General features: G+C 53.4%; 9 protein-coding genes. 2 read left to right on the top strand and 7 right to left on the bottom strand.

The annotated features are described in order from the left end of the window. Positions 1-201: 201 nt before the first annotated feature. From PYR66_18525 to ampR, 6 genes are all read right to left on the bottom strand, one after another. The gene (locus PYR66_18525) at positions 202-906 is read right to left on the bottom strand and encodes an EAL domain-containing protein (GenBank protein ID WEF27268.1); all 705 of its coding nucleotides are present in this window, start codon (positions 904-906) and stop codon (positions 202-204) included. 9 nt (positions 907-915) lie between these two features. Further along, entirely contained in the window at positions 916-1,950 is a 1,035-nt protein-coding gene (locus tag PYR66_18520) for a fimbrial protein (protein ID WEF27267.1), read from the bottom strand. Between the two features lie 19 nt (positions 1,951-1,969). Next, positions 1,970-4,495, bottom strand: coding sequence for a fimbrial biogenesis outer membrane usher protein (locus tag PYR66_18515; protein WEF30499.1), 2,526 nt, complete (start codon positions 4,493-4,495; stop codon positions 1,970-1,972). A 90-nt stretch (positions 4,496-4,585) separates the two neighbouring features. After that, complete coding sequence (locus PYR66_18510) at positions 4,586-5,269, bottom strand: molecular chaperone (GenBank protein WEF27266.1); 684 nt, start codon at positions 5,267-5,269, stop codon at positions 4,586-4,588. A 55-nt stretch (positions 5,270-5,324) separates the two neighbouring features. Beyond that, positions 5,325-5,852: a fimbrial protein gene (locus PYR66_18505; GenBank protein WEF27265.1), complete on the bottom strand. Its 528-nt coding sequence runs from the start codon at positions 5,850-5,852 to the stop codon at positions 5,325-5,327. A 432-nt stretch (positions 5,853-6,284) separates the two neighbouring features. After that, a complete protein-coding gene (gene ampR / locus PYR66_18500) occupies positions 6,285-7,187 on the bottom strand; it encodes a LysR family transcriptional regulator AmpR (protein ID WEF30498.1) in 903 nt (300 codons plus the stop codon). A 141-nt stretch (positions 7,188-7,328) separates the two neighbouring features. On the opposite strand from ampR, the gene ampC reads away from it, so the two are divergent. Beyond that, a complete protein-coding gene (gene ampC, locus PYR66_18495; protein ID WEF27264.1) occupies positions 7,329-8,474 on the top strand; it encodes a CMY2/MIR/ACT/EC family class C beta-lactamase in 1,146 nt (381 codons plus the stop codon). A gap of 900 nt (positions 8,475-9,374) precedes the next feature. Beyond that, positions 9,375-10,001, top strand: a complete 627-nt coding sequence (locus tag PYR66_18490; protein ID WEF27263.1) for a helix-turn-helix domain-containing protein — start codon at positions 9,375-9,377, stop codon at positions 9,999-10,001. Positions 10,002-10,071: 70 nt separating this feature from the next. Here PYR66_18490 and PYR66_18485 read toward each other — a convergent pair whose 3' ends face one another. Beyond that, entirely contained in the window at positions 10,072-11,412 is a 1,341-nt protein-coding gene (locus tag PYR66_18485) for a carbohydrate porin (protein WEF27262.1), read from the bottom strand. Positions 11,413-12,421 lie beyond the last annotated feature (1,009 nt).

Genomic DNA, 12,421 nt, shown 5'->3' with positions numbered 1-12,421 from the left:
TGCGTATGAAATGGCCATATTGTTTAATTTTTGTGATCTTCAGCAACAATAAATTAACAATATGAAGGGCGGGGGTATTGCGGAGAAATGTGAATAAAAGAGAGCTAAATTAGTTGGTTATATTGATTTTGACGGCGTGCGAGAACAACTGAACAACCCGGATAGTCGGTGCGATGGGCTTATCCGGGGAAAGAAAGGAGATTACTCGTCAACGCTGGCGACTAAGGCTTCAATGGTTTTCTCGCGCCATAACAGCCCCTGCAGGGCGAACCACGGCATATTTTCCAGCCACTGCAGGTGAGCTTCGGTTTCAATACCTTCGACGACCACCTGATACTGATTGGCGTGAAAATAGTGCAGCAGCGAATCCATCAACTGCTGGCCGTTTTTCTTTTCCAGCAGGCTCCAGAGTAGGTTTTTATCGGTTTTGATATAGCGAAACGGCTGCGCCGTCAGGGCGGCAAACCCGGCGTAACCGGCGCCGAAATCATCCAGCCAGAAGGAGTATTTGTCCGTCAGGGCATCGATCGTCGGGTTACGCTTCACCAGGGTGTTGGAGAATTCATTGACCTCAAAATGCAGGCAGCCGATGGTTTGCACGCACTCGGCGATAAAATCATCCTGCAGCATCGGGAGCGTTGACTCATCGACGTTTAGCGTGACTATCACTTCATTTTGGCGGAACCACTGCTGGTGTTGCCTGACCAGCTCAATCTGTTCGAGCAGGATGCGGGCGCGCAGTGATTCCGATGCCTCACTGAAAAACCGTTCTATTTCTTGCGGACTGGCAGGCTCGTGACGAGCAAACCGGGTCAAACATTCCACTGCGATCATTTTGCCTTCGCGGTTGAACATCGGCTGAAAAACATAGCGTAACCCGGTAGATTCGGTGGTGGTCAGCGGCATTTGGCTTCACTATTTAAAAGTAACGTCGATATTGGCAGTCGCATTAAAGGTGCCGATTTTAGGCTTCGCGCTTAGCCATTTCAGGCTGGCCAGGAAGTTGCTCTCGACGACGCTGCCGTTGATAAAGCCCAGCGGCGTCGGTGTGTTCATGGTCAACCAGGCGGTCGGCGCATCCGCGCGGGAGAGCAGGATGCCAAAACCGCTATCGTTGGATGGCAGAATGGTGGTGGCGTCCTGGGTCGGCTGCATGGTGCTGAAGCTGGCCATTAAGGTCTGCCCCTGGCAATCCTGGCCGGCGCCGGTCAGGTCGGCGCGTACGCTGAACGGAACCTGTTTTTCGATGGCGCCGACCACGGCGTTGCGCGCCGGGATGCTGCCGAAGTTGACCGTTGAACCGTTGTTCGCCGATACGGTGATTTTCGGGTTACAGGCGATAAAGCGGATGTTGCCTAAGCCATTGACATAAGCCCGGAAGTTGCTGCCTTCTTTGTTGTTCAGACCGCCCACGCCATCGACCTGGAAGATGGCATAGGTGTTCGTATCGTTAATGACGCCGTTAGACGGCGGCGGGTTGCCGGTCGCCTTAATGTAAACGGAGTAGGTCACCGTGAAGGTCTGTGAGATCGCTGGCGGTTGGCAGCGGCCGTTGCGTCGGTTACAGACAGTACCTGGGCCGATGTCGGTTCGGCTGCCCTTTACCGGCTTAATATCCGTACTCAGGTAAGTCACGCCGACCTCCAGAGAGTTGTGGATACTCTGCATACGGCCGACAGGGTCCCAGTACAGATAGGCATCTTCGCCTTCCGGATGGTTCTCGGTATCTTTACAGGTAAAGGTGGAGGTAAATGTCGGCGAACGCCATAACACCGCACCTGCCGTTAAGTTGGCCGTGGAGACATTAATTTGATCGTTCAACGTAATAATCTGGCTGACTTCGGTACCGTTTTTCTTACAGCTCAGCGCGAAGCTGCTGGTGGAAAACAGCGCGCTTGAGAGTACCAGCAGCGTCAGTCCGGCGCGGGATAAGAGGGTAAACTTCCACATCACTAATTGTCCTTTCATGTTATTGACAGGTCAGTGAGACGACCTGATAACCACCGGGTTGATCGGCTTGAATCGCAGGTAACTCTGGTACCGTCAAGCTGCAGGAAGCGTCGGCATCGTCGCCCCATTTCATCTGCAGACGGTCGCCGCTCTGGACGCCGGAAACGTAGGCTTCGCCGCGGGTACCGACCACGCCGACATGTTCGCCGTTCTGGCCGAAAATGTTCGCGCCAATCACAGGTACGCTACCGTCCGCCAGTTTGGCGTGGATCAGCAGACTCTGGCCGAGGTGCGTTTCAAAGGTTACGCGGCCGATGGCGCGCTGAGTCGGTACGATATCTTTCGCCGCCAGCGGGATTTCCAGACCGTTGCCGATATCCGACGTACGCAGCGCGACGCGGTTATGGCGATACGGCATGGCGGAGGTCAGCACCGCGTAGCCGAAGCGGTCAATCGCCACCCCTGGCTGGTTTTCCAGACGCACACCTTCCGCGCCTTTCGCTTTCACCACCACGAAAGTGTTTTGCAGCGGCTGCGACAGCGTCACCCCGCCGGAGTGCGCGACCACACCGCCGGAGACGTTCAGCGAGGTCTGCTGATAGTTGTTGTTGTAGCTGTAGCCCAGATCGACGTTGCCCATGCTACCCAGATAACCGAGGTTCACCAGGCTGGTGTCGCCGCCGTGCTGGGTGTGGCCGCTCTGCACGAAGTAGTTCATGCGGTTGTCGTCCAGCAGCGTACCGCTCATCCCCGCGCTGTAACCGCTACCGCTCTGCTTGCTGTTGGTGGCGTTAAAGTTAACGGTGCTTTCGTGGTCCGGGCCGAAAATATTGATCGGAATCGAGACGTTCAGGTTAACGCTGTTGTCGCTGTAGCCGTAGTTACTGCGGCTGTTCTGGTAAAACACGCCCAGGCTCACCCGATTCCAGGTGGTGTTAAAACCGGTCTGGATGGTGCGGTCATAGGCTTGAGTATTCCAGTAGTTCTGACGAATAAAGGTCGCGTACAGCGACGCGCCGGCGATGTGCTGGTTGACCGTCATCTCAACGCGCTGGCGTTTGTTGTTGTACTGTTGTGAGTCGTAGTAACGACGACGCTGATTTTGCGTGGCCCAGTCCGGCGCGCCGCTCCGATCGTCGCTCTGATCGTAATACTGGGTGTGGTAGAAACCATTCTGCCAGTTGTTGCGTTCCGCTACCGCGTCGGAGAAGTCATAGAAGCCTGACGTCGAGTACCGATAACCGGCGATTTGCACATCGGTACCGAGGGTGTTCAGCGATTTGGAGTAGAGGAAACGCACGCTGGCGCCGCGCTTATTGTCGCCGGACGCCAGGTCGGTATCGGACCATGAGGCGTCAACCGAAGCCGCGCCGTATTCGCCCATGTTTTTACCCAGCCCGACCACGCCGGAGCGATAGTGCTCGGCCATGATAATCCCGCCGTATGGCGTATAGTCGGAGCCCGCGCCGTGAGCGACGGTGCCCTGGATAAATTGCGGCTGATAGTTATTGGTGCCGTCGTGGTATTTACCCGCGGTCACCTGGTATTCCCAGATCCCGTCACGCAGCATGTTCGGCACGGACGAGAAGGGCAGGGTAAAGCTGTGGCGTGATCCATCCGCCTCGATAACCGTGACGGCTAAGTCGCCGCTGAGGGTGCTCGGCGAGATATCGGTTAGCGCGAAGGGGCCTGGCGGCACCACGGTGCTGTAAACGGTGTAGCCGTTCTGACGGACTTCGACGCGGGCGTTGGTATTGGCGACGCCGCGCACCACCGGCGCGTAGCCGCGACGGCTGTCCGGCAGCATTTCCGGGACGCTGGAGATCTGCGCGCCGCGGAACTGGAAGCTGTCGAAGACGTTGTTATTGGTGTTGCTCTGGCCAATTTGCACGCGGCTGCGCCACGACACGATATCGGTTTCCGCCCAGGTGGAAATCGGGTTCCACTGCTCTTTTTGCCCGGTCTGTTTCGACAGGGAAGAAGTATTGCGAAAACGCCACGCGCCGAGGTTAATACCGTTGTTCAGGCTCAGGAAGTAATAGTCGCTGTCCTGCTTGCCACTGCCGCTGGAAAAACGGGAGTGACTGCCGCTAAACGCATAGTTGACGAAGCCCGCATTGATGCCGTCGTCATAGACCAGCGGCGAAATCTCGCCCTGCGGACGCGCTTCGAGTTCGGTTTGCGGAACGGAGATGTTCAGCTCCTGCAGCGCGGCGTTCCAGCTGACGCTACTACCGGCAATGTTTTTCACCAGGTCGTAGCAGGCGCCGCTGCCGGCAGTTTCCGGCACCAGCACGCCGTATGAACGATAGCTGTCAGCATCTAAACAGAAATAGCCGGGAGTGTTGGGGGCATCTTTTTTAAATTCTATTTCCCGGTGATCGACGCGATTTTTATTCAGATAAATATCGAAGGCATATTTACCCGGTAAAATATCATCGCCGTTGGAGAGATTTTGCACCAGCGAGGCGTTATTTGCCCCGCGGATGAAAGAGGTATTGAATTGCTCTTCGGCATTGACAAATGGTGTCGCCAGTAATGACATTGTCGAGGCGTAAACAGCATAGCGAACTTGCTGCGCCAGACATCCAGGGATCGTCCTTATTTTATTATGGCTAGCCATTGTATTGCTCTCTTACTGAATGCGGATATCTTTAATTTCCGTATGTCCGCCAAAATCATTAATAAAAGTGAATGACATCTGATCGGCTGCCGCCGCGCCGGCTGGCAATTTGATGTTCAGAGAGTCCATGGGATTCACCATGTCAGCATTCACTTTCCAGGTCTTCGCGCCGCTCTTTAGCGTCAGTACGCCGAAAGTCACGTGCAGCGGACCTTTGTTGGTGACCACCAGCTGGTTGCCTTGCTTGCGCCAGGTTAGAGCCTGCGCTTCCTTCTGCAAGGTGGTTTTCAGCGTTGTTGGGCGATAGAACAGCTTCACCCGAGTACGGATGGCAATCTGCAGCACGTTCTCTTGTTTCGCCGACGGTGGAATTTCCTGCACGTTAATCCAGTACACGGATTCACGGTCGGTCGGCAGGCCGCTGCCGGAATAGACAAAGCGCAAAATAGCGTCTTTATTGCCCGCCAGTTTTAAAATTGGTGGGATTGCCTGCATCGGTAAATTAGTTGGCGTAGCGGTGGCGTCACCGGTATCAAGCCAGGTCTGAACCATCCATGTTTCATCGGTATCATTGTGAATGGATAACGCCGCAGATTTTTCCCCGCCGTTATAAATAACCCGAGTCTGATCAACCTGAATACCGGCAAAGGTATCCAGCGAGACGAATAATAATAAAGCGGTTAATAACTTTTTCATTTCACGTTCCAAATAATGTTACCAGCCATCCATGGCCAAATACGTTTATCCGTAATTATTTGTATTCGATGGTGAAGGTGGCGTTTGCGTTAGCAGAACCAGCTTCTACTGTTTGCAGGAAAGATTTGTAGCGTGCTTTCAGGTTGAATACCGCAGTGCCGCTGTTGTCGTCGGTGGCTGCAACGTTAACCCACGGGGAATTTTCGTCTGCGCTCTGGTTGATCGGCACGATTTTTTCGTCGTTGGTCAGGATTTCGATACCAACGCCTTTTGCGTTGTCAACGGACAGCAGGTTCGGGTTACCTGCAACGGTTGCACCGTCGAAACGCAGGGAGTAATCACCGGCTTCGCATTTTTCCAGGTTGATGGTGAACGCTTTAGACGCGGTCACATCGCCAACAGCGTTGAATGCGGTAGTCGGGTATTTACCGATGAAAACGTCTTTGTTCTGGTCGGTAGAAGTTACCGTACAGGTTGACTGGATGATTTCACCGGTAAAGTTTACCTTGCCGTTAACTGCGTAAGCACTGGTAGCGGACGCGGACAGGATCAGTGCTACTACTGGCAGTAATTTCTTATTCATTTTAACTCCATGTACTTAAGGGGATAACCATTGTGGTAATCAAACACGGCAAGCGAATACCGTGCAGATGGGTATCCATAAACCGTTGTTGGCGTGTTGATCGCGTTGAAATATACCGCAACAGTTTTCGTGTTATGATTGCTTCGGTGACTTAATTACAGGAAATTAATAGACATAAACGATGCACTTGATCGGATTTATCTGATATTAGCGGTGATAATAATTTTATAGTCAGCCAGCCGCTGGAGCGGGGGTTGCGGGAGCGGGAAAACGAATAATCTGGTATTTTTCATCGTCTTGATAGCGTTTGCTTTCAGCGTGACCCGATGACCCTGGCCTGATCTTATCGGGCTAACGCGCCGCTTTATTGATCGTTCTGAATATTATGTAGATAATATTTCCAAATATTTCTAATGGCTGCGAAAGCCGCCTTCAGACGGCGGATGACTCCGCTGCATTCACCCCTTTTAATGCCTCTGTCAGCCAGCGGGAAAAATCCAACATCGCTGGCGTTTCCGCGCGTGATTGCAGACGCGTTAACCAATAGCTGCCGAGGTCGATATGGATCTTAAAAGGCTGCACGATACGTTTGTTCTCCAGCAAATGGCCGAACATTTTTACCGGCGCGATGGCGATACCTAATCCGCTCTGCGCCGCCTCCAGCATCGTAACCGAAGAGTCAAAAACGATGACCCGATGCGTCGGCGACGGGGGATGTTCACCCGCGGCCTGCATCCACGCCGACCACTCATCGCGACGATAAGATCGCAGCAGCGCGAACTGCAAAATATCTTCCGGCTTGCGCAGCCCGGCGGCCAGCGATGGGGCGCATAGCGGAGAGAGCGGGGCGGCGCACAGATACTGCGCTTCAGTATCGTGCCAGGCGCCGCCGCCGAAACGAATTACATAATCCAGACCTTCGGCGGCGGGATCGACGCGGTTATTATGGGTGGAGATCTGTAAATCGATATGCGGAAACTCGCGCCAGAAGGTTGGCAGCAGCGGGAACAGCATGCCTGTTGCGAAGGTGCCGACGACGCCAATCTTCAGCTTCTCCTGTGTCTGGTGGCCGGTAAAGCGGTCAAGCATTCCGCCGATCCTGTCAAACGAATCGTTAAGCACCGGTAGCAGGCCTTCACCCTCGGTGGTGAGTTTGAGGCCGCGCGACACGCGGACAAACAGTTGGCAGTTGAGATGGTCTTCCAGCGCTTTCACATGTTGGCTGATGGCGGAGTGGGTAACGTTGAGCTCGATCGCCGCGCGGGTAAAGCTCAGATGCCGGGCGGCCGTTTCAAAGGCCCGAAGTGAATTCAGAGGGAGGTAGCTGCGGGTCATCATATTATCCGTTAGAAAAACTAAAGCCTGCTGCTAAATTTAACAGTTTGTCACTGTGTTGCAAAACCTCGACACTGATCGCGTCTGAAGGGCCCGGACGATATTGGATATTGAGCGAAAATTAATAACGGAAAAAACGTCATGATGAAAAAATCCCTCTCTGGCGCGCTGCTGCTGGGCGCTTCATTTTCGACTATCGCCGCGCCGCAAACGGCGGAACAGCTGCATGAACTGGTGAATAAGACCATTGCGCCATTAATGAAACAACAGGCGATTCCGGGCATGGCGGTAGCGGTGATTTATCAGGGTAAACCTTTTTATTTCACCTGGGGCCAGGCTGATGTCGATGGACAGCGCCCGGTGACACGACAAACATTATTTGAGCTGGGCTCTGTTAGTAAGACTTTCACCGGCGTGCTCGGCGGCGATGCCGTGGCGCGTGGTGAAATTAAGCTGAGCGATCCGGCGCAAAAGTACTGGCCTGAGCTGAGCGGCAAGCAGTGGCAGGGCATTTCGATGCTGCATCTCGCCACCTATACCGCAGGCGGCCTGCCGTTACAGGTGCCGGACGAGGTCGCCGATGAAGCGGCTCTGCTGCGTTACTATCAGAACTGGCAGCCGCAGTGGGCGCCGGGCAGTAAACGCCTGTATGCCAATGCCAGCATCGGTCTGTTTGGCGCGTTGGCGGTTAAACCCTCTGGCATGAGCTTCGAACAGGCGGTGAACCAACGAGTGTTGCAGCCGCTAAAGCTAAGACATACCTGGATTAACGTGCCGCCCTCCGAGAATAAGGATTACGCCTGGGGCTACCGCGACGGTAAAGCGGTGCGAGTTTCGCCGGGGCAACTGGACGCCGAGGCTTACGGCGTGAAGTCGAGCATTGAGGATATGGCGCACTGGGTGCTGGCGAATATGAACAGCGATGCGGTGCGGGAGAAAACCCTGCAACAGGGGATCCGGCTGGCGCAGTCACGCTACTGGCGTGCTGGCGAGATGTATCAGGGGCTCGGCTGGGAGATGCTGAACTGGCCGGTATCGGCTAATGTGGTTATCAACGGCAGTGATAATCGCGTGGCGTTGGCCGCCACCCCGGTCATGGAGGTGAACCCGCCAGTGCCGCCGGTAAAAGCTTCCTGGGTGCATAAAACCGGCTCCACCGGCGGCTTTGGCAGCTATGTGGCCTTTATCCCACAAAAGGATCTTGGCATCGTGATGCTAGCGAATAAAAGCTACCCGAATACGGAGCGGGTGAAAGCGGCGTATCACATCCTTGAAGCGTTGCAGTAAGGCCCCGGTCGCGTTTCGCTTACCGGGGCTACAGATTGGCACTAACCGGGAACCCCCCGGTTGCGCTTCGCTTACCGTGGCTACAAATGGGCGCTAACCGGGGAAAACCCCGGTCTCGCTTCGCTTACCGTGGCTACAAATGGGCACTAACCGGGGAAAACCCCGGTCTCGCTTCGCTTACCGTGGCTACAAATGGGCACTAACCGGGGAAAACCCCGGTTGCGCTTCGCTTACCGGGGCTACAAATGGGCACTAACCGGGAAAACCCCGGTTGCGCTACGCTTACCGGGGCTACAGATTGGCACTAACCGGGAACCCCCCGGTTGCGCTTCGCTTACCGGGGCTACAAATGGGCACTAACCGGGAAAACCCCGGTCGCGCTTCGCTTACCGGGGCTACAGATTGGCACTAACCGGGAACCCCTGGTCTCGCTTCGCTCACCGGGGCTACAAATGGGCACTAACGGGGAAAACCCCGGTTGCGCTTCGATCATCGGGGCTACAGATTGGCACTAACCGGGAAAACCCCGGTCGCGCTACGCTTACCGTGGCTACAAATGGGCACTAACCGGGAAAACCCCGGTCGCGCTTCGCTTACCGGGGCTACAGATTGGCACTAACCGGGAACCCCCCGGTTGCGCTTCGCTCATCGGGGCTACAAACTGGCACTAACCGGGAAAACCCCCGGTCTCGCTTCGCTCACCGGGGCTACAAACTGGCACTAATCGGTAGCCCGGATGAGGCGCAGCGCGCCGCTATCCGGGAGAGGGCCCACTAATTGATAAAGCGAGCGGGCCTTTTGTTTTTCAATCATCAATTCACGTTGCTAAATACCGTGACTTGCGAATGTGTGCAATCTGCTGAAAACTAGCGGGGAGATGGCGAACCACAGGGAATGGCAATGGCTGGACGTATCGACTACCAGATTGAAAAATTTCAGTTCATCGAGCGTAATGAATCCCCGCGTATTACCCGGCAGTGGGTGGAAGTGATCGCAGAATGCCAGCAGGAAAAGGCTAATAGCGAAACGCGCCTGCGTACGGCTTTACTGAACGTGGATTATGTCACCAGCTTCGAACTTCCCTTTCGCTTATTGCTCATTCGCGCCCCGCAGCTGGTGGATCAGTTACGTCATGCTCTGGCGCTGAATCAGAAAAACGTGGTGATCAATGGCAAGAAACGCGGCTGCGTTTATAGCCTGAAGGCCGATCTCAGCACGGTGCCGGAGGAATTCCGTTATCGCTTCGTTAGCCGGGTTATTCGCAGTGGGGATGAAGCGGTTTCTGCCGCGCCTTTCCTGCAGGTGGCGAAGGAGGTTAAGGCGCCGCGTGAACGTCTGCGTCTGGCTCTCGAAAATGGGCTGCAGGTGAATGCGCTGGACGGGTTGTTCTGGTTTGGCATCCAGCGTATCGCCGCGGATATCTCGGCGCTGCGATCGGCGGGAATGGCGATTGTGACGTCAGAAGTGGCGGTAGTAGACAGCCTGACCAGAACGAGGCGAATGATAGCGGCGTATCAGGCAGGGTGATTTTTCCATCATGCCGAATAAAAAACAACGGCCTTGAGGCCGTTGTTTTCGGTATCAAACACTCAGCATATCAGAACGCGATGTTCGCGCTGATGCCGCCAACAAACGCGTCATCAACTTTGCTCACCGCGCCCGGCGCGGAAACATATTGCAGATTCGGTCGGACCTGCAGCCATTTCGTCGCCTGAACGTTGTAATAAACTTCGTAGTTATATTCTGCGCCATCCTGAATCGGCAGATAGGTCGGGCTGTTATAGTCCGTCTCGCCATTGAAGTCGTTTTGTTGGCGGAGCATGCGGGTATAGGCCGAGTTAACATGAATACGCGCTGCGCCAACGCCGATTTCATCCTGTGGTCGGGCGTCGAACGGGCCTTTCCAGGTCATCGCGATAGACTGGTAGTTATCCGTTTTCGACGTTTTGTGATCGTTCATCACCGCCTGAAGGGTTAACGTAATACCGCGATCGGTGCTGCCGCCCTGAGCGGTTAGCTGTTGCTGCGCCAGAATATAGCCGCCGTAGGCGTGGGCGGTATCATTATAGCCGCCGTTATGCCATGAGCCGTAGACATTGTCGTTGACGGAAGAGTAGTAATAACCGATGCGGTAATTGCCCGGCAATTTATCACTGCCCAATTTAGGCTGCCAGCCCAACTCAACGGGAACCAGATTACCTTCTGTCGGGCTGAAGTCGAGACGGAAGCCATTTCCGGTATCGTAGTTCTTAGGGTTCTGATTATAGAAGCCCACCTGCATAAACACTTCTGGCGTAAAATTCAGACGTACGCGTCCGCCCCATTGGGAGACCGGCCAGTTGTACCAGTGATCGCCGCGCCAGTTACCTGCCTGTCCGCTGCCGAACGCCAGGTTCTGGAACTTGCTGTCAAAGTTATCGAAATCCTCGCCAACGGTGACGCGACCTGCTTTCAGGTCAAGGACATCGTCAAAAAGCCCTTTTCTCAACCAGAATTGCGTCAGTCGCCAGGTCTGGCCGCGACCATAGACTTCCTGCACCGATGACAGCATACCGGTACGGGGATCGGCTATTTGGTCAGACAGGTTTTGCCCATTACGATCGGTTATCGTCATCTGGAATTCCGTATCCTGCCAGTTCAGCAGTTTTTCCAGATCGAGGTTAACGCCAAATGCCCATTGATCGCTGTAGCGGGCGGTGGTGGATGAGTGATATCCCCCTGCTAAATTGGACGCTGCTTCCATGGTATAGCCAACCTGGAAATTCACGCCGTCTTGTTGCAAGTCCGAACGTAATCCTCCCCAGTCGCCGAACATCCAGGGAGAGTCAGCGCTGAAGGCGTCTGCGGCCTGTGCCGTGTACGGTTGCAGAGCGAGGAATAATAAACCGGGTACGAATGCCTTTATTGAGTGTTTAGCCACTGATTTTATCACTTTCATAATTTTATTCTTACTATTGAAACCAAGTGAAATTCGAGTGTAATCCCGGGGTGGTGGTTTTTTTATGGTTTTGTGCCTTTAAAAAATAAATACATTAAGGTTTTTGATGAGATTCACGAATTTTATATATTATTATTTTGAGTGTGTTTTTTACAAAGTGATTATAAGTTTAAAATTTTGATTTCATTTTATTTTATTATGTAAGATTTATCGTCAGTAATATCGTTGCGATATCTGATAATGACGCGAGGTTATTAAAATTATAGATTTTCTCAGGCACCGTCATTGGCGGGAGTTGATGTTAACCCTCGGAGGGAGAGTAATACCCTCATTTTATTACGCTGTTGGGGACCGTTATGACAGTTAAATTTACCCTGACAGACCACTACGGAGTATTGGGAATGTCAGACCATAGCAGCGAGTTTCGATTAATAAAAGGGGCATTTTTCCCCTTATTCTTTGGGATAAGAAAATTCAGCCGTGACTAAATGTGACTCTGATTTATCAGATTGAACATCATAGGTGAATGAATACCGTTCACCAGACGTAAATTTAAATCCGAACACCGGAAGACACTCACCTTTAGGTACATAAACAGGCTTGCCATCAAAGGTCTTGTGAAAGGGGGGCTTTTATCGCTGTTGATTTGAATAGCCGTAATCCGCTCTTGTGGCTTCAGTGGCGATACCACACATACATGATGCTCTTTAATAAGTGCCGTTGTAGATTCGCGATCTACTATTCGAACCCCTGGTCCCGGGCATCCGGTCAAGAGAATTACGCTAGCCAGCAACATACTCTTTCTCATGATTACCGCACTTTCCCCGTTACTATTTTTGGTAAAGCGAGGGGACAGTCCACACGAATATAAGGTTACCACTGTCTGTGCGTTAAAATTTTAGGGATGCCCTCGGTTATTTGTACCGACGGTTAGCTACCCAAACTATGAGCAAAGAGAGCACTGCGGATGCACCCAGCTTGATGAGCAGAACAACAGATTCAAAGTTAT

The organism is Klebsiella aerogenes, assembly GCA_029027985.1.
Classification (GTDB): Bacteria; Pseudomonadota; Gammaproteobacteria; order Enterobacterales; family Enterobacteriaceae; genus Klebsiella; species Klebsiella aerogenes_A.
This window is presented reverse-complemented; position numbering and strand designations above follow the sequence as displayed.